20 protein-coding genes are annotated in these 24,394 nt (G+C 71.2%); 5 read left to right on the top strand and 15 right to left on the bottom strand.

Annotation, left to right across the window (positions count from 1 at the left end):
- Positions 1 to 28: 28 nt before the first annotated feature.
- The 6 genes from ACQP1P_RS10110 to ACQP1P_RS10085 form a co-directional block, all read right to left on the bottom strand.
- Positions 29 to 847 carry an SCO3242 family prenyltransferase gene (locus tag ACQP1P_RS10110; RefSeq protein WP_433085295.1) on the bottom strand — a complete coding sequence of 273 codons (819 nt, stop codon included), beginning with the start codon at positions 845 to 847 and terminating at the stop codon, positions 29 to 31.
- Positions 848 to 1,057: 210 nt separating this feature from the next.
- On the bottom strand, positions 1,058 to 2,191 hold the full coding sequence (locus ACQP1P_RS10105) for an inositol-3-phosphate synthase (RefSeq protein ID WP_433085293.1): 1,134 nt from the start codon (positions 2,189 to 2,191) through the stop codon (positions 1,058 to 1,060).
- Between the two features lie 420 nt (positions 2,192 to 2,611).
- Positions 2,612 to 3,214 (bottom strand): membrane protein insertase YidC, encoded by a 603-nt coding sequence (yidC, locus tag ACQP1P_RS10100; protein WP_433085291.1) that lies wholly within the window; start codon positions 3,212 to 3,214, stop codon positions 2,612 to 2,614.
- 989 nt (positions 3,215 to 4,203) lie between these two features.
- Entirely contained in the window at positions 4,204 to 4,458 is a 255-nt protein-coding gene (locus ACQP1P_RS10095; RefSeq protein ID WP_433085289.1) for a DUF6412 domain-containing protein, read from the bottom strand.
- Between the two features lie 331 nt (positions 4,459 to 4,789).
- Positions 4,790 to 7,552: an ATP-binding protein gene (locus ACQP1P_RS10090; RefSeq protein ID WP_433085287.1), complete on the bottom strand. Its 2,763-nt coding sequence runs from the start codon at positions 7,550 to 7,552 to the stop codon at positions 4,790 to 4,792.
- A 361-nt stretch (positions 7,553 to 7,913) separates the two neighbouring features.
- Positions 7,914 to 8,042 carry a hypothetical protein gene (locus ACQP1P_RS10085; RefSeq protein WP_433085285.1) on the bottom strand — a complete coding sequence of 43 codons (129 nt, stop codon included), beginning with the start codon at positions 8,040 to 8,042 and terminating at the stop codon, positions 7,914 to 7,916.
- A 194-nt stretch (positions 8,043 to 8,236) separates the two neighbouring features.
- On the opposite strand from ACQP1P_RS10085, the gene ACQP1P_RS10080 reads away from it, so the two are divergent.
- The 3 genes from ACQP1P_RS10080 to ACQP1P_RS10070 all read left to right on the top strand — a co-directional run bounded on the left by ACQP1P_RS10080 (position 8,237) and on the right by ACQP1P_RS10070 (position 11,640).
- Complete coding sequence (locus ACQP1P_RS10080) at positions 8,237 to 9,004, top strand: DUF72 domain-containing protein (protein ID WP_433085283.1); 768 nt, start codon at positions 8,237 to 8,239, stop codon at positions 9,002 to 9,004.
- A 506-nt stretch (positions 9,005 to 9,510) separates the two neighbouring features.
- The gene (locus tag ACQP1P_RS10075; protein WP_433085281.1) at positions 9,511 to 9,975 is read left to right on the top strand and encodes a MarR family winged helix-turn-helix transcriptional regulator; all 465 of its coding nucleotides are present in this window, start codon (positions 9,511 to 9,513) and stop codon (positions 9,973 to 9,975) included.
- Positions 9,976 to 10,251: 276 nt separating this feature from the next.
- Positions 10,252 to 11,640: a serine/threonine-protein kinase gene (locus ACQP1P_RS10070; protein ID WP_433085279.1), complete on the top strand. Its 1,389-nt coding sequence runs from the start codon at positions 10,252 to 10,254 to the stop codon at positions 11,638 to 11,640.
- A 253-nt stretch (positions 11,641 to 11,893) separates the two neighbouring features.
- Here the strand turns inward: ACQP1P_RS10070 and ACQP1P_RS10065 are convergent, their stop codons facing one another.
- Positions 11,894 to 12,715: a sugar phosphate isomerase/epimerase family protein gene (locus tag ACQP1P_RS10065; RefSeq protein WP_433085278.1), complete on the bottom strand. Its 822-nt coding sequence runs from the start codon at positions 12,713 to 12,715 to the stop codon at positions 11,894 to 11,896.
- A gap of 418 nt (positions 12,716 to 13,133) precedes the next feature.
- On the opposite strand from ACQP1P_RS10065, the gene ACQP1P_RS10060 reads away from it, so the two are divergent.
- A complete protein-coding gene (locus ACQP1P_RS10060; protein ID WP_433085276.1) occupies positions 13,134 to 13,286 on the top strand; it encodes a hypothetical protein in 153 nt (50 codons plus the stop codon).
- Positions 13,287 to 13,662: 376 nt separating this feature from the next.
- Here ACQP1P_RS10060 and ACQP1P_RS10055 read toward each other — a convergent pair whose 3' ends face one another.
- Both ACQP1P_RS10055 and ACQP1P_RS10050 read right to left on the bottom strand, forming a co-directional pair.
- The gene (locus tag ACQP1P_RS10055) at positions 13,663 to 14,814 is read right to left on the bottom strand and encodes a Gfo/Idh/MocA family protein (RefSeq protein WP_433085274.1); all 1,152 of its coding nucleotides are present in this window, start codon (positions 14,812 to 14,814) and stop codon (positions 13,663 to 13,665) included.
- A gap of 9 nt (positions 14,815 to 14,823) precedes the next feature.
- Positions 14,824 to 15,513, bottom strand: coding sequence for a cupin domain-containing protein (locus tag ACQP1P_RS10050; RefSeq protein WP_433085272.1), 690 nt, complete (start codon positions 15,511 to 15,513; stop codon positions 14,824 to 14,826).
- An 82-nt stretch (positions 15,514 to 15,595) separates the two neighbouring features.
- On the opposite strand from ACQP1P_RS10050, the gene ACQP1P_RS10045 reads away from it, so the two are divergent.
- Positions 15,596 to 16,618 (top strand): LacI family DNA-binding transcriptional regulator, encoded by a 1,023-nt coding sequence (locus ACQP1P_RS10045; protein ID WP_433089951.1) that lies wholly within the window; start codon positions 15,596 to 15,598, stop codon positions 16,616 to 16,618.
- A 406-nt stretch (positions 16,619 to 17,024) separates the two neighbouring features.
- Here ACQP1P_RS10045 and ACQP1P_RS10040 read toward each other — a convergent pair whose 3' ends face one another.
- The 6 genes from ACQP1P_RS10040 to ACQP1P_RS10015 form a co-directional block, all read right to left on the bottom strand.
- Positions 17,025 to 17,750 carry an isocitrate lyase/PEP mutase family protein gene (locus ACQP1P_RS10040; RefSeq protein WP_433085270.1) on the bottom strand — a complete coding sequence of 242 codons (726 nt, stop codon included), beginning with the start codon at positions 17,748 to 17,750 and terminating at the stop codon, positions 17,025 to 17,027.
- A 558-nt stretch (positions 17,751 to 18,308) separates the two neighbouring features.
- Positions 18,309 to 19,103, bottom strand: a complete 795-nt coding sequence (locus tag ACQP1P_RS10035) for a hypothetical protein (RefSeq protein ID WP_433085268.1) — start codon at positions 19,101 to 19,103, stop codon at positions 18,309 to 18,311.
- A 409-nt stretch (positions 19,104 to 19,512) separates the two neighbouring features.
- Positions 19,513 to 20,568, bottom strand: a complete 1,056-nt coding sequence (locus tag ACQP1P_RS10030) for a LacI family DNA-binding transcriptional regulator (RefSeq protein ID WP_433085266.1) — start codon at positions 20,566 to 20,568, stop codon at positions 19,513 to 19,515.
- Between the two features lie 208 nt (positions 20,569 to 20,776).
- Complete coding sequence (locus ACQP1P_RS10025) at positions 20,777 to 21,022, bottom strand: hypothetical protein (protein ID WP_433085264.1); 246 nt, start codon at positions 21,020 to 21,022, stop codon at positions 20,777 to 20,779.
- Between the two features lie 493 nt (positions 21,023 to 21,515).
- Positions 21,516 to 22,139 (bottom strand): hypothetical protein, encoded by a 624-nt coding sequence (locus tag ACQP1P_RS10020; protein ID WP_433085262.1) that lies wholly within the window; start codon positions 22,137 to 22,139, stop codon positions 21,516 to 21,518.
- The gene (locus ACQP1P_RS10015) at positions 22,136 to 24,193 is read right to left on the bottom strand and encodes an RICIN domain-containing protein (RefSeq protein ID WP_433085260.1); all 2,058 of its coding nucleotides are present in this window, start codon (positions 24,191 to 24,193) and stop codon (positions 22,136 to 22,138) included. Before ACQP1P_RS10015 ends, ACQP1P_RS10020 begins: the two co-directional genes overlap by 4 nt.
- Positions 24,194 to 24,394: the final 201 nt, after the last annotated feature.

The raw sequence follows: 24,394 nt of genomic DNA, 5'->3' as shown, positions 1-24,394 counted from the left end.
TTGCGCGCGAACGTCCATGACGGTGCACTCACGTCGGGCTCACCTTCTTCGCGAGGCGGCGAGCCAGTTCGCTCACCGCGGCGATGGCAAAACCGAGCCGCGGCGCCCCGGCGCGAGCGGTCAACGCGCCCTGCAGCGCCGGCATGTTGACGATTCCGGCTCCGACCGCCCGCTGAATATGCGCGGCGTCCGGGTTCCGGACGGCGTCGAGCTGCGGCCGGCCGTACCGGATCGCGTACCACCCGGCGAGCGCCCCCGCCGCCGGCGTCCCGCCCGCGGCCGCCGCGACCACGGCCGTCCCGGCAAGCGTCCGAGTCGGCAGCTCCGGCGTGGCCCCGTCCACTTCAGCTTGCGACAGTGCGGTGACGGTGTACGTGTGCGCGAACATGGTCGCCGCCTGCCAAACGGCCTTTCCGGGTTGCTCATTCGCACCGAGCAGCACATTGAGCGCTCGACAGGTGGCCATGAGCGCCGGTGTCTTCGGCCCGAGGTCGTACGCCCAGATCGCCCCGGCCAGCGGCGCCGCGACGAGCAGCGCCTTGCGGCCGCCGGCGAGACCAGCCGCGACCACACCGGCGGTGGTCAGGCCGGCCGCGATGCCGAGCGCGGCCCCGGCCGAGACGCGGCCGGAGGGAATCGGCCGTTCGGGCCGCTCCTTGGCGTCGATCTCGCGGTCGGCCCAGTCGTTGGCGGCCATACCGGCCCAGTACAGCAGCACGCTCGCCCCGGCCAGTCCCACCGTCTTCGGCCCGAGCCGCCGCGCGGCCGCGGCGCCCGCGATGATGTCTCCCGGCACCGACAAGGCCGCGGGTGCCCGAACGAGTTCGACCAGGTCACGCCACTTCATCGCAGCCCTCGACCAACTCGGCGGCGCCTCGAACCGGACGGCCGGGCCGGGCACGCTCCGACGCTACGGGCACACGAACGACTTCGGCCGACTCGTGCCACCTCACCGCAGGCCGTCGACGAACTCGGCCAGCGTCTCGAACCGGTTGGCCAGGCCCTGGTCCGTCCAACGCCACGGGCACACGAACGAGTTCCGCCAGATCGCGCCACCTCATCGCAGGCCCCCGACGAACTCGGCCAGCGTCTCGAACTGGGCGCCCAGGCCGTGGTCCGTGTCGCCGAGCGGGTCCTTGAAGAAGAACGCGAGCGCCGCGAGCGGCCCGACGTGTCCGTTCCTGTGCGCGGCCGCGGTGAGTCGCGCAAGGTCGAGCACGAGCGGCGCCGCAAGGGCGGAGTCGCACCCGTGCCAGGTGAACTCCATGCGCATCGCGGTGCCGAGGAAGCCCTCGAACGTGACGAGGTCCCAGGCGGTTTTGAAGTCGCCGAGCCCCGGAACGTACTCGATGCGCGTCGTCCCGTCCGGCACGTATCCGAGCGTTTCGCCGAGCACGCGCTGCTTGCTCGCCGACTTCGCGGCGTTCGCGGCCGGTTCGGCGAGCGTGGCCCCGTCACCGCCGCCGAGCAGGTTGATGCCCGACCACGAGGTCGCGTGCAGCCGCCGCATCGCGAACATCGGGGCGAGCACGGACTTGAGCAGGGTCTCGCCCGTTTTGCCGTCGTGCCCCGCGTACGGAGTGCCACGCTCCAACGCAAGTTCGTGCAGTGCCGGGAGTCGCGCACCGGTGGACGGGGTGAAGTCCACGTACGCGCATCCCGCGCTCATCGCCGCGTAGGCCGCGACCGAGCTGCCCGGAAGCACCTGCTCAGGCGTCCCCATGGCCGCTCGGAGCCGGTCGAGCCCGGCATGCGCGGGGTGCGGTGCCGCGGCGGCCTCGGTGGACGAGACGTTGACGACGACGACCCGCTCCAGCTCGTGGCGGTCCCGGAATCGTTCCAGGTCGCCCTGCATGACCGCGGCCGTTTCACGCTGGGTCGGCGCGTGGGGCACCGGCCGTACGTCATCGTCCACTATCGACAGTTCACTGTGGAGGGCCGCGACCAGCCGCGCGGGAACGACCCCGGCCGCGGCGAGCGCCTCGGCCCGCTTGAGCAGGCTGGTATTGACCACGTCGTGACCACCGAACACGAGGTCCGCGAACCCGGGCAGGACCCCGGTTCGCAGCCGCGGATGCTCAGTGACACAGCCGATCGGCTCGGCCAGCCCGGACCGCAGCGCGGCGGCTCCGACAATGCTGGTGACGGCGACAGAACCGCGTGCGCCGACCAGCCACACACCCGTACGCACGGGCTCCTCCTAGCGGGTGAGGAACGTGGCGATAGGGATCCATGGATGACGACATCGCCAAATGTCGCTGGATTAGGAGCCTAGATCGAACCCGGGGCTTTCCGCCAGACCTAACCGAACTTTTGTCAAAATCAAAAGAACTTCCGCACTCGTACCGCGAAAGTCCCGCCCCGCCCGCCAGCCGCCCACGCTCCTGAACAGGGCTTTCACGTCCTAGCCACCCCGCCGGCCCCCTTCGGACTCGGCTCTTCACCTCCACGACGCGCTGGTCCCGGTTCACAGTTCCGGCCTTCTCGCTTATTGCCACTCGGCTGACAGACCAAGGTCGCGCCTCGCGGTCGCGGCGGCCGCCCGGGTTCAGCCGCCCCAACCGTCCTCACCCGAGCAGGCATCGCCAACGGCCGATTACGAACGCCCGGGTCAGACCGGCAAGACACTGCGCTGCCGGAAGACGAATCGCTCAACAGCCGTCCACAACCCGGTAGTCACCAGATAGATCCCGGCCGCGACCGGCACGAACGCCGCGAACGCAACCGTCGCGAACGACAACACCCGCACATATACGGGCGAGCCGGCCGGCAACTGGCGAACATTCCACGCCGCGATCCCGACGAGCGCCGCCACAATCAACCACCCGGCGAGCAGCCCCGGGTGTCCGATCAGCCGCTGGGTGAGATCGAACCCGAACAGCGAATGCCCGCGCATGTCTCCGTTCGTGAACTCCCGGTACAGCAGCCAGATGAACGGCGCCTGAGCAAGCATCGGCACCAGCCCAGCAAACGGCCCGGACCCAGCTTCCCGCATGAGCGCCGTGGTCTTCTCGGCAAGCACGGCAGGCTCGTGCCCGTGCCGCTCCCGAATTTCCGCGAGTTGAGGCGCCAACTTCGCCCGCACCCGCTCCGCGCGATATGCCCGGATGCTCAACGGCAGCAGCCCAGCACGCAGCAAAAGCGTCGCGACAACGATCGCCAGAGGAACCGATCCGAGCAGCCCGGCCAGCCCAAGCAAAATCTCATGTACCACGTTTCCGACCCTTCACATCCGCCGAAGTCCGATACATTGCTGACGGCCAACGCCGTCACGGCGCACAATCGAGCGCCCAACGCCGCGACCAGGTAAAACGTCAGTAGCGATCCCAACCCGCCCGACACCGCGCAACGGCGTCAACGGCCGGTCGGCACTCACACGGCGACTCGCCGCAACAACCCGCAAGCGCGCAAATCCGGAGCCACGTGAAACTGCAACGCCTAGTGCGGTGACCGCCAACATTGACCGGGTTGGCGGCCGCCGTGAGCGCTCGTCCCGCTGTGTCGCGGACCCGGCAAAGGTTGGTGGACACCGCACTAGAGCCACGCGAACCCGCAACGCCCGGAGCCACGCAAAGCCACACGGCTGAGCGATTCTTCAGTACGCGACGAGCGAACGCTCACTGCTCGCCCCCTGACGGATTCGCCATCAAACGCACAAGGAGCCGTGACCGAACGCGCACCATTGCCCAGTCAGACGCGCACCGCGACAGCCCACTCAAATGGGCACCGAGACAGCCCGCTTAACGCGCGCATCGAGCAGCCGCCAAGCGCGCGAATGAGCAAACGCCCGAGAATCCGCGATGAGCAGCCACCGAGGAACGCGCGATGAGCGGCCCACTCAACAGCCCACGGCGAGCAATGCCGCGCAACCGCGCACTGCGATCCAGCGGCAACCGCGCACCGAGCGAGCAGCGATGTGCACGACGCACCGAATCACTCATCAGCGCACGGCGAACGATCGGATCGCCGTGCACGCTGGGCGAGTCGGTCGGCAACGCGCGCTCACCGATTCAGTCACCGTCGTGCGCAGACGTCCGCTCAGTCCCCCGGCGCCGCAACTGCGCGAATGAGCAGCTCCGGGAGGCGAAACGAACGCTCAGCGCTCGGCGCCGCGACTGAACGGGCAGTCCCACGCTGCGACCTGAACGATCAAGACTCGTCGCCGCGACTGAGCGAATCGGCTCCACGGTGCCGGATGAGCGATCAGGCTCCGGGCGCCCGGGGCCGCGGCCGACCGTCCGCGTCGGGGTCCACGAAGCGAATGGCCTGCCCGAGGCCGGTCCGGGCCCGGGCCGGCAAGGCCAGCAGCCGCGCGGGAGCCGCCGCCGCTCCGGCCACGAACCGGGCGGCCAGCACGACCGCGAGCGCGGCGAGTACGGCCGTCGCCACTGCGACGACGTCACCGGGCGAGCCGACCAGGGCCCACGCGGCGATCAGGGTGGTCATCGACCACGGCATGCCACCGATGGTAGGGACCTTCGGCAACGCGCACATCCGCCCACGGGAGTACTCCGCCGCCCCGAACACCATCCGCCGGGCGTAGCCGTCCAAGCCAGGCCGGTAAGCCCACCACCGTCCGAGAACCACAGGCCGACCACGATGCACATCACTTGAAAACGCGAAACGGGCCGTGCAGGGAGGAAGAAAGGCAGGACTACCCGGCACGACGCGCATCACTTGAAAAGTGCGAAACGGGCCCTACGCGCAAGAAGAAGGGCACGGCTACCCGGCACGATGCGCATCGCTTGAAATGCGGGAAACGGGCGCAGGCGGAAGAAGAAGGCCGCGGCTACCTGGCCGGCTCGCGGGACTTGACCCAAGCGGCGATCTGCGTCCGGGACTCCAGGTTCAGCTTGCTCAGGATGTTCGAGACGTGGACGGCGGCCGTGCGCGGTGAGATGTACAGCCGGCGGGCCAGTTCGGCGTTGGTCAGGCCCTCGGCGAGCAGGACGGCCACCTCGCGCTCCCGCGGGGTCAGCGACTGGTCGCCTGCCGCCGTCGGGGCGCTCAGGCCCAGGCGGCCGCGCAGGCCGGTGAGTTCGGCGACGCGCCAGCCCGCCCAGCGGGTGAGGAGCGGCTCGGCCGTGCGGACCGACGTCCGCGCGGCCTCGAGGTCGCCCAGGGCGAGCAGGCAGCGGGCGACGCCCAGGTGCCCGGTGCCGCGCTGGGCCGGCAGGAGCATGGTCGGCTCGGCCACGGCGCGGCGGTAGAGGCGCAGCGCCTCTGTGGTGTCGCCGGCGGCCTCGGCGATCTGGGCGTCGGCGAGCCAGCGGTACGCGTCGTCGAAGAGCGGGTCGTCGATCGCGGCCGCGATCGGGCGCAGCTCGTCGACGGCGAGGCCGGCGGCCAAGCCCGCGGAGATGAGGTCGTGGGCGAAGTCGCGGCCGGTGACGCCGGTGACGCGGACGGCGTCGAGCACGGTGCGCAGCAGCTCGCGGGCGAGGTCGGCGCGGCCCAGGCGGCAGGCGAGGTGGAACTGCAGGCCGGGCACCGAGGTCTGGGTGAGCATCGTGTAGGCGTCGGTGGACTGCTCGATCAGGCCGCGGATGACGGTGTCGGCCTTGTCGAGCTCGCCGGCCTCCAGCAGCAGCCCGGCGAAGAGCACGCCGTGGTAGTCGCTGCCGTTGCGGGTGCGCAGCAGGCCACGGTCGCGGCGGCGGGCCGCCTCCAGCTCGGCGAGGGCGGCGCCGAGGTTGCCCTCCTGCACGGCGAGGCGGGCGCGGCCCTGGAAGTAGGCGGCGACGGCCAGCGACTCGAACCCGGCCCGCTCGGCGAAGGTCCGCATCCGCTCCAGCGCGGCCGCCCAGTCGGCGGGCCCGCCCGGCAGCAGGCTGTAGAGGTTGTTGAGCGAGCGGGCGGCCAGCAGCCACTCGCCCGCCTCCTCGGCCTCCTGGGCGGCCTCGTTGAGCAGTTTCACGCCCTCCTCGACGCCCGCCGCGACGTTGACGAGGGCCGAGCCCTTCTCGACCTTGCCGGCGAGCCACACGGCGGGCAGGCCGAGCTCCTCGCCGAGGGCGATCGCCATGTCGGCCCAGGCCACGGCGCGTTCCGTGTCGTCGTGGAGCATGTACGCCTGGGCGATCGCCGCATACGCGTGCGCCTTGGCCGGCCCGTCGTCGAGGTGCGCGATCTCGCGCCGCAGCTGGGCCGCGCGCTCCTGCATGCTCCCGCTGCTGCCGACCTCCCAGCTGAGCCGGACCAGCAGCCGCAGCGCGTCGGCGCGCTCCTCGCGGGTGCCGGCCGCGTCCAGCCAGCGCCGCCCGAGCTCCTGCGCGTCGTCGAGGAGGCCGGCCAGCCAGGCGGCCCGGGCCCCGCAGGAGAGCAGCTCGACGTCGTCGGGCAGTTCGTCGAGGCCCATCTCGGCGAGCTGGAGCGCCTGGTAGGGCGAGCCCATCGCGAGGTAGACCACGAGCCCGCGCCGGGCTGCCTCCACCATGTCGAGGTAGCGCCCGGCGCCCCGCGCGTGGTGGGCCACGAGCGCGTAGTCCTTGCTGCCGGTGGACAGCAGCGTCTCGAGCGCGAGCTCGTGCAGGCGGCGCCGCTGGCGGGCGAGCAGCTCGTCGACGATGGCCTCGCGGGTCAGCGCGTGGCGGAAGCTGAACTCGTCGTCGCCGGTCTCGACCATGAGCCCGCGGCGCACCAGGTCCCGCAGGCCGTCGATGAGCTCGTTCTCGTCGAACCCGGTGACGGCGGCGAGCAGGTCGAAGGGGACCTTGCGGCCCAGCACCGCGGAGGCCTCGACGATGCGCTTCTCGCCGGTGTCGAGGTCGTCGAGCTGGCGACGCAGGGCCTCGGCGATGTTCCACGGCAGCGGCCGGTCGCACAGGGTGTCGAGGTCGGCGTCGCCGTTGGCCTTGAGCAGCTCCTCGAGGAAGAACGGGTTGCCGCCGGTGCGGTTGTGCAGCGACAGGGCGGTGCGGTAGGCGGGCGGGCGGCCGGTCGCCGACTTCAGGAACATCGACGTGTCGGCGAGGCTGAGCCGCTCGAGCCGCACGTTGGTGATCGTGTACCGCCGTTCGAGCCGGGTCAGCAGGTCGGCGAGCGGGTGCCGGCGGGTGACCTCGTCGGGCCGGTAGGTCCCGATGAGCAGCCGCTCCCCCGGCAGCTCGGCGATCCGCTCGAACAGCGCGACGCTCTCCGAGTCGGCCCAGTGCAGGTCCTCGAAGAGCACGATGGACGGGCCGGGCGTGGTCAGCAGCCGCACGATCTCCAGCCCGGCCTGGATGCGGTCGATCATCGAGCGGGACGCGTCGGTGACGACTCGCAGCAGTTCCGGGTCGAGCAGCTCGGCGCGGCGGCTGCTGTCGATGGCGTCGAGGAGGACTTCGAAGGGGCGGCTGAGGGCGCCGGGGTCGGCCTGGCCGTCGAGGACCGGAACCGTCTCGGGCAGGCCGGCGATGAGCTCGTGGACCAGGCGGCTCTTGCCGATGCCCGGCTCCCCGCCGAGCATGGCGATGGAAGGCTCGGACCCGTCGACGAGCCGGCGCAACCGGCGCAGCTCGTCGTCGCGGCCGACCATCACCTGGCTCATTCCGCTACGGCTGGCCCGCACGGCACCAGCCTACCGGCGGGCGGCCGATGCTCCGGCAGTGATGGACGCGACCTGCGCCACCACGGCCGGCGTCCGCCCCGCTCGTCTGCGCGGCGGTGTGCTTGGAGGCCGAGCAGGCCCTGCTGGCGGTGCTGGAGCTGGCTGTAGAGAAAGACCGGGTGCATGGTTTCGACTCCCTGGATCGACCGTTGACCCGATCCTGCCGGGGTAAGCGTCGCCTGCCATCTGCACCTGTTACGTATCTTCGGCCCCGCGACCGGCCTAGTCATCGCCGGGCCGACTAGTCACCGGCCGCGGGCACACAAAAGAGCAGCCCCGGCAAGGCCGAGGCTGCTCTCCCCCGCGGTTCGGTCGCGGTGGCTCAGGCGAGGTGCTCGCGCTGGTTTCGACGGCGCAGCCGCACGCGGCTTGTCCAGTGCTTGTGGTCGTCGAGCATGTCCTGGCGACGCTGGCGGGAGATCTCGCTGAGCAGGCTCTCGTGGACGTTCATGGTGTCGGGCCCCTTTCAACCGTGTGAGTCCATCCTGTCGGAGTAAGGCCCGCGTTCCATCTGTCACGCTTACGTAATCGCGACGCCCCGACATACGTAGACGACCCCCGCCGGCGTCTACGTATGTCCGGCCCGGACTAGTCATGCCGGATCGCCGCAGGTTACGGGCGTGCGAGACGGGGAACGGGTCGAGCATGATGCGTATCGGGACCTCCGGCTGGCAGTACAAGGACTGGCGCGATCGCTTCTATCCCCGCGACGTGCCGCACCGTCTGTGGCTGGAGCACTACGCGGCGGCGTTCGGCACCGTGGAGGTGAACAACGCGTTCTACCGGCTGCCGGAGCGCAAGACGTTCGAGGACTGGCGGACGCGTACCCCGGCGGACTTCACGGTCGCGGTCAAGGCGAGCCGGTTCCTCACGCACGTCAAGCGCCTGCGGGAGCCGGAGGAGCCGGTGGGCCGACTCATGGATCGGGCGGCCGGGCTGGGCCGCAAGCTCGGACCGGTACTGCTGCAGCTGCCTCCGACCCTCCCCGCCGACCCGGAGGCGCTGGACCGGACGCTGCGGGCGTTCCCGCGCGGCGTCCGGATCGCGGTCGAGCCGCGGCACGACTCCTGGTGGAACGGCGACGTGAAGGCGGTACTGACGCAGCATGACGCGGCCCTGTGCTGGTCGGACCGCAAGGGCCGCCCGCAGTCGCCGCTGTGGCGCACCGCGGGCTGGGGTTACCTGCGCCTGCACGAGGGCCGCGCCACGCCCTGGCCCCGTTACGGCCGCTCATCCCTCGATTCGTGGACGGCGCGCCTGGCCGAGGCATTCACGAACCAGGACATTTACGTGTACTTCAACAACGACCAGGGCTGCGCGGCCGTCGCCGACGCCGTGGCCCTCGCGCGGCTGGCCGAGCGCCGGGGGTTCGCGGCCGGGCGCGCCCCGGAGCGGCTGCCCCGCTGGTCGTAGGCTTCCCCGGTGGCCAAGTTCTGTTGCGCGGCGTTCGTGGTCGTCGCCTTCTTCGCGGTGCTCGTCTGGCAGCGGCGGCACCTGATGAACCGCAAGCGCGACGATCGCGACTAGTACGGCGCTCGACTACACAGCGCTACCATCGACCGGCAGAAACACCGGCAGAACCGGCGGTGGTTCCCGCGCCGGTTCCCGCCGCCCGCGCGGTGCCGGGCAACGCCGATGTATCAGGCGGGCGGGGCCTCTTCTCTTCTCCCGTAGAACGTCTCCCGATGATCGTAGGACGTTTCAATTCATCGGATATCCGGCAGAACCGCCGGACAAACGCGGTGAATGCCGAGAAGGCAGCCACCGGAGGTCGCCATGAGATCGCGCAGAGTGATGACGGGGCAACGGAACCGGGACGTTCCCGATATTCTGTGTGTTCGATGTGGGGACCAGAGGGGGGCCGCCCATATGGGCAAGCACGGGGTCGCGTCGGCACACGCACACCTGCGCGGAACACGGTGACCGCAACGGTGGGGCGGGACGGCGGCGCGTTCACCGGCGCGACCGAGGCCGTCCTGCACCTGCACCGGGCCGCCAACGCCGTCCGGCAGCACGTCGAGCAGGAGGTGCTGCGCCCCCGCCAGCTGACCTGGACCGGCTTCGTGGTGCTGCGCACCGTGTGGGCCGCGCGCCGCATCGAGACCCGCCACGTGGCCGAGCAGGCCGGCATCTCCAAGGCGACCCTCACCGGCGTGGCCGACACACTCTCCGGGCGCGGCCTGATGAAGCGGGCCAACCACCCCGACGACGGCCGTCTGGTGCTGCTGCAGCTGACCCGCAAGGGGCACCGGCTGATCCGGGAGCTGCTCCCGGAGGCCGAGCATGCCGAGTCGTACGCGCTGTCGTACCTCGAGCCCGGAGAGCTCGCCCGCATCACCGCAGCGCTGCGTGGACTGGTCGATCACCTGGAGCGATCGCGGTAACGTCCTTTGCCCGAATGACACCCCAAGAGGGGAAATGCGTCATTCGAACGGGGCCGGCTCGTTGGGCATGAAACCTGAACAGTGCCATAACGGGTGTGACCTCCGGCGCGGAGAATCCGGCCCGGCTGGACTACTGTTCGAGGCAGCGCCCCCAACCCAAAAGGTGTCCGAACGGGCACAACTGATGCATACAGCACGGTCTTTTCATCTCCCCGTGAAGAGATCAGACTGCTGGTGAAAGCCGCATGTCCCCGCGAAGTCCCTGGAAGGATCCCGATGACCGAGGCAGGCAACCACGACGACGCCGGTGACTCCGGTTCGCCGGACCTGCCGCTGCGCTCGGCCGCGCCTGCCCGGCGCGCCTCCGTCGGCGACCTGACCCAGAACGACCCGATCCGCATCGACGACTACCGGCTGCTCGGCCAGCTCGGCGTCGGCGGCATGGGCACCGTCTACCTCGCGCAGTCTCCCGAGGGCAGCCGGGTCGCGGTCAAACTGGTGCACCAGCACCTCGCGCGCGACCCCCGCTTCCGGGTGCGCTTCGCCGGCGAGGTCCGCGCCGCCCAGCGGGTGCCCGGCTTCTGCACCGCGCGCGTGCTCGACTCGGGCGTGTACGAGGAGCGGCCGTACCTGGTCACGGAGTACCTCGAGGGCATCCCGCTGTCCCGCCTCGTCGCCGACGACGGCCCGCTCGACCCGGCCATGCTGCACAGCGTGGCGCTCGGCGTCGCGGCGTCGCTCGCGGCCATCCACAACGTCGGCCTCGTGCACCGCGACCTCAAGCCGAGCAACCTGATGGTCACGCTCGGTGGGGTCCGGATCATCGACTTCGGCATCGCGCGCGCTCTCGATGCCGCCAGTGACATCACCGGTACCGGCAACATCGTCGGCAGCCTCGGATGGGCCTCCCCCGAACAGCTGCGCGCCGAGGAGCCCACGGCGGCGATGGACATCTTCGGCTGGGGCTGCCTCGTCGCGTTCGCCGCGACCGGCCGCCACCCCTACGGCGGGGAGGAGGCGGCCGCCCGAGCCTGGAAGATCCTGGAGGGCGAGCCCGACCTCAGCGGCATCCCCGACCCGGTGCGCGACCTCGTCGCCGCCGCCCTGAGCCGCGACCCGCAGGACCGCCCGGACGCGCGCCAGCTGCTGCTCGGCCTGGCCATCGACGACCTCGAGGCGGCCACCGTCCCCGTGCAGCGGCGCTGGCTGCGCGCCCCCGCCCAGATGTCCCGGCGCCGGGTCACGTCGATGGCGATCGCGCTGCCGATGGCCCTCGCGCTCGTCTTCGCCGCGGCCGAGACGACCTCGGACCTCATCGGCGGCAACCCCGGCGGCGACACGCACCACGGCACGACCGGTGGCGACTCGGTGACCACGAACCTGTCCCCGGCCCCGGCTCCGGCCGCGACCGCCGGGCTGGGCAACGGGGCGAACAACGGCTCGAACGAGAAGATGATCGGCAACCCGACCAACACCGCGCAGCCCGCGGCCCCGACCCAGACGGTCGACGGTGGCGTGGTCACGCCGACGCAGACGACGCCGGTGGTCGTCACGACGACGCCGACGCCCACGCCGACCACGCCCGCTCCGACCACCGCCGGCCCGACCACGCCGACGTCGGAGCCGCCGACCGACCCTCCCGTCGGCGCCCCGCCGGCGGCGTAGCGCTTACGAGTCCCCCGCGGCGCGGCGGTCACGGCCTTCGCCGCACCGTGGGGATCACGGCTTTCCACGGCGCGGCTCCCCCACGGCGCGACGCTCACGGCCTTCGCCGCGCCCTGGGGCTCTCGGCTTTCCACGGCGCGGCTCCCCCACGGCGCGACGCTCACCGCCTTCGCCGCACCGCGGGGATCACGCCTTTCCACGGCGCGGCGCTCGCGGCATCCCGGTCCTGAACGTTTCCGGGCGGACCGTCGCGCTAGAAGAGTTCGAGGTAGCCCCGGATCGCCTCGTCGAGCACCTCCGCTCCGGGGCGTGACCACACGCCCTCGTGGAAGACCTCGACCTCGATCGGCCCGCGGTACCCGGTCGCGTCCACCGCCTCACGGAAGCGCCGCAGCTCCACGCAGCCGGTGCCCGGCAGCCCACGCCCGAGCAGTACGCCCTCGGGCAGCGGGGTGATCCAGTCCGCGAGCTGGAAACACGCGATCCGCCCGGCGGCCCCGGCCCGCGCCAGTTGTGCCCAGACCTGGTCGTCCCACCACACGTGGTACGTGTCGATCGCAACCCCCACCGCGTCGGCCGGGAACGGCTCGGCAATGTCGAGCGCGTTGCCGAGCGTGGCGATCACACAACGGTCCGAAGCGAACATCGGGTGCAGCGGCTCGATGGCGAGCCGAACGCCGGCCGCTTGCGCATGCGGCACCAGCTCCGCGATCGCGTCGGCAACCCGCCGCCGCGCGCCGTCGATGTCGCGACTACCCACGGGCAAACCGCCACTGACGAGCACGAGCACCGGCGCGCCGAGCGTGGCCGCCTCCTCGATCGCGCGGAGATTGTCGTCGAGCCAGTCATCGGCGGTGAAGAACCCCCCGCGGCAGAGCGTTGTGACATCGAGACCGGCCGATCGTACGAGCGCCGCGGTGCGCTCGACCCCGAGCTCCGCCACCTGGTCGCGCCACAGCCCGATGCCGGGCACGCCGGCGGCGACGCAGCCGGCGACGGTGTCCTCCATGGACCAGCGCTTGGTGGTCGCCTGGTTCAGCGAGAATCGGGACAGGTCGCTCACAGTGCCCTCCATCAGCTATTTCTTCCGTGTACCGCACGTGCAACCCACCCCGCACCCCAACCAACTTCACGTGGCGCACCGCCTTCGCCCCCTGCCGCGTTCAAGCACGGCCGGCGTCACCATTGGCGTCGACGCGTACGTGTTGTCGCAGGTGAACGAGGAGGCCCGGTGCACAAACGAACACCCACCCGCCCGGCGGCGCCCCGCATCCAACTCGCGCACGACCCACCGAGCGAACGAGCACCCACTCGCCTCTCCCCGACCCACACGCATGCGCGCACGCCCCACCGAGCGAACGAGCAACCGCTCACCTCTCCCCGCCCCGCACACATTCGCGCACGATCCCCCGAGCGAACGACGACTCGCGCCGCCCGCCGACACCCGCGCCATTCGCGCAGGAGCCACCGAGCGAACGACCGATCGCCATCCGATGACCGACTCGAAGCCGGACGCACGCGCGGACCACGTGAACAGGAACGCGCGGACGAACGCGGACGAGAACGGCGTCGGACCGTGCGCACTCAAACAGCCGCGCGAGCGCGACCACGTGGACGAACGCCACCACGACCACGAACGCGAATGAGCACGTGCGGACGAACTCGAACGAGAACGGGCATCGACCGTCCGAACCTGAACGGACCCGCGAACGCGACCGCCTGGACGAACACGAACGCAAACCCGAACAGGCGCGGGAACGTGCGAACCCGAACAGGCACGCGAATGTGCGGCTCGAACGTGCGAGCCCGAACGGGTGCGCGAACGTGCGGCTCGAACGTGCGAGCCCGAACGGGTGCGCGAACGTGCGGCTCGAACGTGCGAACCCGAACGGGTGCGCGAACGTGCGGCTCGAACGTGCGAGCTCGAACGGGTGCGCAAACGTGCGGCTCGAACGTGCGAACCCGAACGGGTGTGTGAACCTGAGCTGGCGTGGGCGTACGTGCGAACGCGGGCGAGTGCGGCTACAGGTCGAGCGCGGGGATCTCGATGCGCCGGCCGGTGCGGGCTGACTCCAGGCCCAGTTCGGCCAGCTGGACGCCCCGCGCGCCGGCGGCGAAGTCCCACGGGAACGCCGCGTCATCGACCACGTGGCGCAGGAACTGCTCCCACTGCACCTTGAACCCGTTGTCGAACACCTCGTTGTCCGGCACCTGCTGCCACTGCGAGCGAAAACGCTCAGTAGCCGGCAGATCCGGGTTCCACACCGGTTTGGGCGTCGACCCGCGGTGCTGGATGTGGCACTCCCGCAGCCCCGCGACCGCGCTGCCATGGGTGCCGTCCACCTGGAACTCGACGAGCTCGTCGCGGTACACGCGCACGGCCCACGACGAGTTGATCTGCGCGATCGCGCCGCCCTCGAGCTCGAACGTGCCGTAGGCCGCATCGTCCGCCGTCGCCTCGTACGCGGCGCCGGACTCGTCGACGCGGGACGGGATGTGGGTCGCGATCGTCGCCTGCACCGAGCGGACGGGGGCGAAGATGCGCTCCAGCACGTACTGCCAATGCGGGAACATGTCCACGACGATCCCGCCCCCGTCGGCCGACCGGTAGTTCCACGACGGACGCTGCGCCGCCTGCCAGTCGCCCTCGAAGACCCAGTAGCCGAACTCGCCCCGGACCGACAGGATGCGGCCGAAGAAGCCGCCCTCGACGAGTCGTGCAAGCTTGCGCAGACCAGGCAGGAAGAGCTTGTCCTGTACCACGCCGTGTTTGACCCCCGCGGTGCGCGCGGCGCGGCACAGGTCGACGGCGGCCGCGGTGTCCTCGGCGAGCGGCTTCTCGGTGTAGACGTGCTTGCCGGCCTCGATCGCCGCCCGGATGGCCTTCTCGCGCTGCTGCGTCACCTGGGCGTCGAAGTAGATCTGCACATCGTCGCGGTGCAGGGCGGCGTCAAGGTCGGTTGTCCATTCGCTCAAGCCGTGCCGCTCGGCGATCTCCTGCAGCTTGGCCTCGTTGCGCCCGACGAGGATCGGCTCCGGCCAGATGCGCCGGCCGTCGCCGGCGGGCAGGCCGCCCTCCTCCCGGATGGCCAGCAGCGAGCGGACGAGGTGCTGGCGGTACCCCATGCGGCCGGTCACGCCGTTGAGGACGATGCCGATCGGAACGCGGTTCACGGGTCTCCTTCAGGGAATGTAGGTCTCGAGCAGGCCACACATGCCGTGCTTGCCCGACTCGGTCGGTCCGGGCAGCACCTCGATGCCGCCATCGGCGAGATGGGCGACGTCCGACCGCTCGAGCGCGTCGAGCTGCCGGCCGGTCTCGAGCGCGGTCTCCAGCGCGCCGCTCTCCCAGCGCTTGCGCCACTCGCCGAGGCGCGGGGCGACCAGGCCGGCGGCGGCGCGGCAGAACTCGGTGAACGCCTCGGGGCCGCCCGCGCGCATCGCCAGGAAGCCGGTCACGGCCAGGTCGCGCCGTCGGTACGCGGGCGAAAGGTCGCCGCCGCCCGGCAGCGTCGCCGCGGCGCGATACCCGTCCGGGTCGCCGAGGATGTGCGCGGGGAACGTCAGCACCGCGTCGCCGGCCTCGGGCAGGCCGCTGTTCTGCATGAGCACCACGAGCTGCAGCCCGCCGTCGTTGACGAGCCGGTGGATGGTGCCCGGCCGGAACCAGGCGACGGTTCCGGCCCGCAGCGGGGTCTCGCGGTAGCCCTCGCCCGACAGCGTCTGCACCCGGCCCTCGCCGGCGATCACGACGTACCCCTCGGAGCACGTCAGATGCATGTGCGGCGTGCCACCGTGCAGTCCGTCGGGCGCGGTGGTGTCATACACCGACAACCGCGACACGCCGATCGCGCCCGGCATTTGAGAACTCATGTCCAACCCCCGGCTGCAGGAAACCGCTTTCCTGAGGCTAGCCGGTACGCTGATCGCGGGTCAATGCGCAAAGGAGACCATGATGGCGACGCTCGCCGATGTTGCTCGCCGCGCGGGCGTGTCACCGGCCACCGCTTCCCGGATCATCAGCGGCAGCACCAAGCTGGTCACCGACGAGCTGCGGGCCCGCGTGCTGCGGGCCGTCGACGAACTGCAGTACGTGCCGAACGCGCACGCCCAGCTGCTCGCTCGCGCACAGCGCACCGCCGTCGGCGTGATCGTGCACGACGTCTCCGACCCGTACTTCGCCGAGATCACCCGCGGCCTGCAGCAGGTGGCCACGGCCCACGGCCGGCTGAGCATCATCTGCAACAGCTACCGCGACCCGGCCCGGGAGCTCGAATACGTCGAGCTGCTGCGCGCCCAGCAGGTGGCGGCGATCGTCCTCGCCGGCTCCGGGTACCACGACGCCGCCTTCACCAAGGCCCTGAAGGCCAAGCTCGCTGCATATACGCGCACTGGCGGACGCGTGAGTGTGATCGGTCGCCACGAGCTGCCCGGCGACGCGGTCATGCCGGCCAACGAGGAGGGCGGCTACCTGGCCGGCTGCGAGCTGTTCGGCTCCGGCCACCGCCGCGTCGGGGTCATCGCGGGCCCGAAGGTGCTCACCACGACCACGGACCGCCTGGCCGGACTGCGCCGCGCGGCCCGCGAAATGGGCCGGTCGCTGCCGGCGCGGCGTGTGGCGTACGCCGGCTTCGACCGAGACGGCGGCGCCGAGGCGGTGACGGCCCTGCTCGACGCCAACCCCGACCTGACCGCGGTCGTGGCGCTGAACGACCAGATGGCGGTGGGCGCTCTGAGCACGTTGCGCGCGCGGGGCATCGCGGTGCCCGACCAGATCTCCCTGGTCGGCTTCGACGACATGCCGATCGCCCGCGACGTGACGCCGGCCCTGACCACGGTGCGCCTGCCGCTGGCCGAGATGGGCGCCCGCGCGATGTCGATGGCCCTCGACGAGACCCACGACATCGACACCCCGCGCATCGAACCGGCCGAGGCGACCTTGATCCGCCGCGAAAGCACACAACCGCTGACGTCCTGAAGGTCCTCGCGTCACGCTTCATCGAGGTGTACCACCAATGCCTCGCCCCACCACGCCTGCGCCAGCAGCGCTCAGCCGTTGACGACAGAAACGGACAGATGCGCGTGCACACCCGCACATGTCCGACAACCCGCCGACGCCGAGCCCGCCGTCATGCGCGACACCAACGGCGGCAGCTGGCCTCCCCGTCACCGTCCAGCAGCCCCTGTTCAGCCCGCCCCGACTCGGACTGCGACCGAACGCGTCGCGGAGACGCCAGCCGTTGATGTCCTGACAGGGCCGCCCAGGTCGCCGTCATGCGCCATACCAAACGGCGGCAGCTGGCCTCCTCGTCACCGACCAGCACCCCCAGTTCAGCCCGCGCCGACCCGGACTGTGACCGAACGCGTCGCGGAGACGCCAGCCGTCAGCCGTTGACGTCCTGATAGGACGGAAGGTCCGCGCGCAGCGGTTCGCTCAGCCGTACCGCCGCAGCAGTCTCCGCCATCGCCGCGAGCGCGGCGCGGAAGAGCAACGACCCGGTGCTGACCCGCGCGACCCCGAACTCGGCGAGCTCACGAACGGACGGCCCGGACGGCATCGCGAGCACGTTCAACGGCGCGTCGACCGCCGCGGCCAGCCGCTCGATGTCGCGCGGGTCGGTCACGCCGGGCACGAAGACGCCGTCGGCCCCCGCATCCCGGTACAGACGAACGCGTCGAATTGCTTCGTTCACGTCCCCGGCCCGCAGCCAGTGGGTGTCGGTTCGCGCATTGACGAACAGCGCGGGCGCCGCGGCTTTCACGGCGCGGACGAGCGCCGCGTGTTCGGCCGCGTCCCCGTACGCGTCCTCGATGTTCACCCCCGCCGCCCCCGCCTCCGCGGCGGCCACGGCCGCGGCGACGGAACCGCGCTCGATGTCGGCCGTGACGTACAACGGCAGCGACGCCAGCCGCGCCACCAGCCGCAGCGTCTCGTCGACGCTGGCGTCCTCGCCGTCGGGAAGCCCGGTGCTCGCGGCGACGCCGAGGCTCGTCGTGCCGACCGCGGCGAACCCGGCCGCGGCAAGCATCCGAGCCCCGGCCACGTCCCAGACGTTGGGCAACACGAGCGGCCGGCCAGGCACGTGCAACTCCCGGAATCCGTCACTCATCGCAAAGCTCCTTCCACAACTGCGCATACGCACACTCACCGGACCCGGACCCAACTCACCACGATGCGCCACCCGCGAGTGCCCATTCGCGCAGCCACCGGCAGCGCAGCCCAAGCCGGACCATCTCGCAGTCCTCCCGTGCGAGCGCGCACACGTCCAGGCCGCTGCCGAGCCCGGAACCTGATCATTGCCAGGCGCCAGCCATGAGCGCTCAAACGCGCAATGCAGACAGCCAGGCCCAAGCCAGATCATCGCGATACGCCAGCCACGAGCACTCGAACGCGCAACGCAGACAGCCGAGCCCAAGCTAGATCATCGCGATACGCCAGGCACGAGCACTCGAACGCGCAACGCAGACAGCCGAGCCCAAGCCAGATCATCGCGATACGCCAGCCACGAGCACTCGAACGCGCAACGCAGACAGCCGAGCCCAAGCCAGATCATCGCGATACGCCATCCACGAGCACTCGATCGTGCAACTTTTCGAACCCGGCCATCACCAGCCACCTCCCGCGAGGCTCATACGCGCAACGGCCGTCAACGGAGTCCAGGTGCGGGTCATCGCAGTGCTCCTTCCACGAGGGCCAGGGCGTGCTCCCGGCCGGGACAGGCTCGGGGTCCTTCGCCGAACGGGCGCCCTTCCAGGGGTACCGCGATGATCGAGCCGTCCGGGGCGACCCGCCGGGTGGCGAGCACCGGAGGGTCGACGCGCAGCACCTCGTCCACCGGGCGGGTCCTTGCGCGTTCGATCAGCGTCGCCGTCGCGTCGCAGGCCTGGACGAGCAGCTGAATGTGCGCGGCGGTCCGTTCGTCGTGCGCGCCGCCGAACGCCGCGACCAACCGCTCGACGGCCTCGTCGGCCGCGGTGTCCCCGGTCTGGTAAGCGGCCGCCGCGATCCGTACGTCCTCGACGATGCCCTCGATCCGCACGACCGCTGCCGCCCCCTCAACCCGCAGGTCCTTGGCGGCTCCCTCGACCCGCAGATCCTCGAAGGCTCCCTCGATTCCCTCGGCCCGCAGGTCCCCGGCGGCTCCCCGGATTCCCTCGACCCGCAGATCCTCCGCGGCTCCCCCGACTCCCTCGACCCGCAGATCCCCCGCGGCTCCCCCAACTCCCTGGACTCGCGGATCCTCGCCAGTCCCCTCGAACCCGAGCGCCCGTGCGAGGCGTGCGACCGGGTGCTCGTCATAGGGGCGGCTCAACTCAGCGGGGTCGATGCCCGCGAGAAGGTCCTCGACGATCGCGCGGCGGCGGGCGTGGACGGCGCCGTTGGCGAAGCGGCTGACGGTCGAGCGGAGCCAGCCGATACCGGTGGGAGCGGGGTCCGGCTCTGGAACCGGGAAGGTGAGCATGTCCCCAAGCTAGGTCCGTGATGGTTCGGAGGTGGCCGAACCATCCCCCCGCCAACACCCACGGAAGCGACGGAAAACCGTCACCTCCGGATGGCGACAGGCCCGCCGCCAGACGACACAGGTGCTCAGCCGGTCAGCAACGGCGTCGGGCGGCCAGGAAGGTGACAGCGCAGTCCCCCTCGTTCCGCCGCATCCGTGGCGAAAGAGTGCACGAGGGCGTCACACACGCGGAGCGGCAGTGCTCGAACGGACGATCAGGTCGGCGCAGGCACGGGTGCTCCGCCGGTCAGCAACGAGCATCCGGCGGTCAGAGAAGCGACGGCGCCGTCCCGTAAGTCCGCCGCATCCGTGGCGAAAGAGTGTACGAAGACAGTCCGCCGCAGCCGTGGCGAAGGAGTGCACGAAGACGTCACACGCGCGGGGCGGCGGTGCTCGAACGGACGATCAGGTCGGCCGGGAGGCACAGGTGCTCGGCCGGGGCCGGGTCGCCGGTGCGGCTGGCCTCGATGGCCTTCGTCAGGGCGGCCGCCGCCGCGTGGCCCTTCGCGTGGATGTCCTGGCGGACCGTCGTCAGGGGCGGGCGCATCCGGGCCGCGGCCGGGCTGTCGTCGAAGCCGACGACCGAGAGGTCGTCCGGCACCGAAAGACCCGCGTCCACCGCGGCCTCCATGACGCCCTGGGCCAGAGCGTCGGAGAAGCAGAGCACGGCGGTGGGGGGCTCCGGGGCGTCCAGCAGCATTCGTGCGGCCCGGTAGCCCGAGTCGGGGTCGCCGTGGGCCTGGCGGGCGATGGGCGGCATGATGCCCGCCGGGGTCAGCGCGTCCAGCCAGCCCGTCAGGCGCTGGCCGGCCACGAAGCCGTCGATGATGTCGTCCCTCGCGTCCGGGCCGATCAGGCCGTGGCGGCCGCGGATGCCGGCGGTCACGATGGCCACCCGGCGGTGGCCCAGGTCGACCAGGTGCTGGGCCGCGGCCCGGGCGCCCGCGCGGTCGGCCACGTTGACGGCGGGGACGCCCTCGGCGGCCACCTGGTCGATGAAGACGAGCGGCATCTTGCGGCGCATCAGCCACTCGACGCCGGTGTTCTCGGGGTCGCAGGAGTACACCAGGGCGCCGTCCATGGCCACGTCCCGCGCCGGGATGACGTTGCCGGCGGCGGTGGTGGTCAGCAGGGTCAGGCCCAGGCCGGTCGGGGCCAGCTCGTCGGCGATGGCGCCGAGGAACGTGGTCGCCACCTCGTCGCTGAAGGCCGCGCTGAGCGAGTCGGTCAGCAGGATGCCCACGGCGCCGGTGGTGCCCTTGGCCAGGGCCCTCGCGGCCGGGTCGGGGCCGACGTAGCCGAGCTCGTCGGCGACGGCCAGGATCCGGTCGCGCAGCGTCGGGGACAGCTGGTCCGGACGGGAGAACGCGTTGGAGACCGTCATCCGGCTCACACCGACCCGGTCGGCGATCGTCTGCAGGGTCACCCTTCCCACCGCAGCGCCTCCCATGTCGTCGATGCCTCCCGCAGACCTTAACTCGCCGTGCGGGAACTCACCGTCGGGGCCGGGCCGCCGTCCCGCCACCCGGGCGTATCGGGTCGCAACGCGCAGGCCTGATCGCTCGGATGGACAGGGACGCGCCGGGCAAGCGGCAGGAACGGACGGTTGGTGGTGAGCGCGGCGCGCGAGGGCGTTACCGGGCCGGGTGGGAGCGGACCGCCGGGGCGGGGGCGACAGCCTCGGCGGCCTTGCGCAGGGTGGCGGCCAGGGCGGTGCGCGCGCGGTAGGCGCGGGGCGGGCGGGCCGGTGCGTCGTGGCCGGTTACGGGGGCGTTGGGCAGGGCGCTGGCGTACTCGAACGCCTCGCCGTTCCACGAGCCGCCGAACTCCTCCGCGAGTGCGGACTGGGACACGATCATCGCGAACGGGAACGTGCTCATGGCGGATCTCCTTCGTCTGTACCGGTAAACCTTGGCTATACCGGTACAGTAGACCCGCGCTCCTGTACCGGTCAAGTCCCAATCGGTAACGCGACGATGGAGAGCGGGCAACGCCGAGGAGCCGCGCCAAAAACGGAAAAAACCAGCAAATCGGCAGTGGCTGGCTCAAAGCGAAAATCGACCAAAGCGAGGAAGGGGAGCCGAGAGCCGAGGGCCGAGGCCGAAAGCCCAAAGCCGAGGCCGAAAGCCCAAAGCCGAGGCCGAAAGCCCAAAGCCGAGGCCGAAAGCCCAAAGCCGAGGCCGAAAGCCCAAAGCCGAGGCCGAAAGCCCAAAGCCGAGGCCGAAAGCCCAAAGCCGAGGCCGAAAGCCCAAAGCCGAGGCCGAGAGCCGGGAGCCGGGAGCCGGGAGCCGGGAGCCGGGAGCCGAGAGCCGAGAAGAAGGAACCAGAGGAACGCAGAGAGAAGCAGCGAGAAGGAGGCGGAAAGAGGGCGGCTCAGCGACGTGGGGAACGCGGCCTGCCAGCCTTCTTCGAGGGCCTCTTCGCAGGAGCAGCCTTCGCCGGCCGGAAGAAGACGAACCCCAGCGCGCCGGCCACGACGACCACGCCCAGCAGGTACCAGACCCAGGTGAACGACGCCGAAGCAGGCGCCGGCGCCGGTGATGCCGACGACGGAGGCGGCTCGCACGTCTGCTCGTCCGGTGTCGCGGTCGCGCCCGCCTCGGCCACGTGCAGGACCCCCTCGCACCGCCCGATCGCCGGCGTCCCCATGTCCGCCACGATCGTCCACGCGCCGGGGGCCAGGGTGCCGCTGTACGTCACCGCGTCCCCGTTCCGCTTGAGCGGCACCGGCCCGACCCGCTCGCCCGTGCTCGACGTCGCGAGCATCGTCATGCCGATCGGCTCCGTGACCGGGTGGCCGTCCTGCCAGACGGACGTGACCCAGACCGAGCCGCGGCCGTCGCCGTGCAGCGTGAGCACGACTCCCCCGTGCGCGCCGGCGTCCCCGGCGAAGCCGAAGACGGCGACGGCGACCGCGATCACGGTCGCCATCAGGCACGCCGCGGCCCGGCGCCACAGGGGCGCCGGGCCGGGACGCTCGAACGTCGGGTGCGTCATGCCTGCTGCGGGACCCAGCTCTGGTACTTCGCGCCGGAGGCCTTCTGCAGCACCAGCAGGCGGCTGCCGAAGAACTGGTTGCCGCTCACGCCGACCACCAGGCCGGACGGCGAGGTGAGGGCGACGCCGGACTCGGTCTTGGTGACCGTCCACTTGAGCGCGTTCGCGCAGTCGGTCTGCACGATCGTGGCGCCCGCCGCGTCCTTGTCACCCGCGGTGCTCAGGCACTGGTTGGTCGCCTTCGAGCGGACGATGAACCGGTCGCCGGCCGCCTCGAGCTTCCACTGCTGGTTCGTGCCGCCGTGCTGGCGGTACAGGATGACGGGCGTCCCCGCGGCGCGCCGGGCGCCGAAGAGGTCGACGACCCCGCCGGTCAGGCTGTTGCCGAACACCATCCACGCCCCCGCGGTCGGCGAGGCGGCCGCGGCGGTGTGCACCGTCACGGTCTTCGTGTACGGGGTCAGGGCGTTGCCCTGCGCGAGCGAAATCCCGATCTGGTAGTCGGTGTCGGCGCGCATGCCGACGATGCGGACGTTGGTCGCGGTGGTGCGGCCGATGACCCGGTTGTTGACCAGGACGGCGTACCGGGCGCCGCTGCCGGCCGAGTCAAAGGACAGCCGAACAGAGGTCGTGTCGACTGCACTGGTCCGCAGCTCCTTCAGGCCGCCGGTCGACGTCCTGGTGGGCGTGGGCGTCGGGCCGGTGGTCTTCGTCGGCGTGGGCGTCGGCGACGCGGTGGTCTTCGACGGCGTCGGCGTCGGCGAGGAGGTCGTCTTCGACGGCGAGGGTGAGGCGGACGTCTTGGTCGGCGTCGGCGTCGGCGTCGGGTTGGTGGTGCCGCCGCCGTTGCCGGCGATCAGGAACTGGTTGTTGGCCACGTTCCAGTTGTTCGCCAGGTAGCTGCCCGGGCTCGGGTTGGTGTTGTAGTAGTCGTCGTGGTTGCAGTCGAGCCGGTCGTCGTGCTTCTTGTCGGCGCACTTGACGCTCGTCTTGAGGCCGCCCGAGTCGTTGTAGCACATGATGTCGTACTCATCGAGGCAGTGACCGGCCTTGCTGGAGTTCGGCGCGTTGTTGTTCACGGCGCCGAGGTTGTGGCCCAGCTCGTGCGCGGCGACGCTGGCGGCCCAGCAGCCGTTGTCGCTGCGGCCGTACCCCGGGCCGCCGTTGCTGCGGTTGTTCGTGCCCGGCTGCGTGTCACCGGCGAAGGTGCCGATGCCGCAGTAGACGTTCGCGTCGCCGAAGATCACGTACTTGCGGTCGGTGCGGTTGTAGCCCAGCGCCTTCAGCCCGTTGATCGTGGCGTCGAAGGTCGCCATGCCGCCGTTGGCCAGCTCGACCTCGCGCACGTCGACCTTGCAGTCGGCCGTGGTCACGAAGCGCACGTGACGTTCGCCGCCGGTCTCCTGGGCGCTGGCGTTGTAGATCGTCTCGATGCCGGCCGACCAGGTGCGGAAGGACTCGAGGTACTCGGCGAAGCGGCTCTTGGTGCTCGCGTCGCGCACGTAGAGGACCTGCACGCGCTTGCCGGTCACGCCGTCGCCGTCGCAGACCACGCCGCTCGAGCCGACGCTCACCGCGGCGCTGCCGTCGGCGGCCACCGCGTCCGGGACGACCGCGAAGCCGCCGTCGGAGCCCTCGGCGACGTGCTCGTCGGCGAGCACCGTCTGCTCCTGGGGCGCGGCGGCGCCGTCGGACGCCGGGACGTCCTCCTGCGTCACGGCCGCGACCGCCTTGACCTGGGTGTGCACGCTGAGGCCGGTCGGCGGGACGTCGGGGCCGTGGCTGCACTGGTCGCGCTCGGTGAGCGCGTAGCCGCCGACGCAGGGCTCGCCCTTCTTGGCGGGCGTGAGGCCCTGGTAGATCAGGCCCTGCTCCGGGTTGTCGGCCGGAACCTGGGAGATCGCGGTCGGGTTGTCGCCGCGCCCCTTCTCGTGGAACAGGGACTGGAAGGCGCCGGGTCCGGCGACGGCCGCGCCGGCACCGAGCACCACGACCGCGGCGGTCGTGAGCACCCTGCGCAGATGGCGGCGGGACTTCTCGGGTCGCGCTTGCACGCTCGGTTCCTCCGGGAGGGGAAACGGGAGGGAAGGAGGCGCGCGGCAGGGATCGGCACAGGGCAGAGGTACCGATCCCCGCCGCGCGAGGGACGCCGGCCTTCGAGGGTGGCAAGGCGGGTGAGAGCCGGGCGTCCACGTGGGAACGCGCTGACATTAGCCAGGTGGCACGCGCGCATTCCACCTGGAACGCCACAGTTA

The organism is Dactylosporangium sp. CA-052675 (genome assembly GCF_050947935.1).
Lineage (GTDB): Bacteria > Actinomycetota > Actinomycetes > Mycobacteriales > Micromonosporaceae > Dactylosporangium.
Note: the sequence above shows the minus strand (reverse complement) of the source record. Positions and strands in the feature narration are given on the sequence as shown.

Excerpts from the sequence above, each read along its gene's own strand:
- ACQP1P_RS10110 (WP_433085295.1), bottom strand. The coding sequence starts at position 847 with ATGAAGTGGCGTGACCTGGTCGAACTCGTTCGGGCACCCGCGGCCTTG.
- ACQP1P_RS10095 (WP_433085289.1), bottom strand. The coding sequence starts at position 4,458 with ATGCCGTGGTCGATGACCACCCTGATCGCCGCGTGGGCCCTGGTCGGC.
- ACQP1P_RS10085 (WP_433085285.1), bottom strand. The coding sequence starts at position 8,042 with ATGAACGTCCACGAGAGCCTGCTCAGCGAGATCTCCCGCCAGCGTCGC.
- ACQP1P_RS10080 (WP_433085283.1), top strand. The coding sequence starts at position 8,237 with ATGATGCGTATCGGGACCTCCGGCTGGCAGTACAAGGACTGGCGCGAT.
- ACQP1P_RS10070 (WP_433085279.1), top strand. The coding sequence starts at position 10,252 with ATGACCGAGGCAGGCAACCACGACGACGCCGGTGACTCCGGTTCGCCG.
- ACQP1P_RS10065 (WP_433085278.1), bottom strand. The coding sequence starts at position 12,715 with ATGGAGGGCACTGTGAGCGACCTGTCCCGATTCTCGCTGAACCAGGCG.
- ACQP1P_RS10060 (WP_433085276.1), top strand. The coding sequence starts at position 13,134 with ATGACCGACTCGAAGCCGGACGCACGCGCGGACCACGTGAACAGGAAC.
- ACQP1P_RS10050 (WP_433085272.1), bottom strand. The coding sequence starts at position 15,513 with ATGAGTTCTCAAATGCCGGGCGCGATCGGCGTGTCGCGGTTGTCGGTG.
- ACQP1P_RS10045 (WP_433089951.1), top strand. The coding sequence starts at position 15,596 with ATGGCGACGCTCGCCGATGTTGCTCGCCGCGCGGGCGTGTCACCGGCC.
- ACQP1P_RS10040 (WP_433085270.1), bottom strand. The coding sequence starts at position 17,750 with ATGAGTGACGGATTCCGGGAGTTGCACGTGCCTGGCCGGCCGCTCGTG.
- ACQP1P_RS10035 (WP_433085268.1), bottom strand. The coding sequence starts at position 19,103 with ATGCTCACCTTCCCGGTTCCAGAGCCGGACCCCGCTCCCACCGGTATC.
- ACQP1P_RS10025 (WP_433085264.1), bottom strand. The coding sequence starts at position 21,022 with ATGAGCACGTTCCCGTTCGCGATGATCGTGTCCCAGTCCGCACTCGCG.
- ACQP1P_RS10020 (WP_433085262.1), bottom strand. The coding sequence starts at position 22,139 with ATGACGCACCCGACGTTCGAGCGTCCCGGCCCGGCGCCCCTGTGGCGC.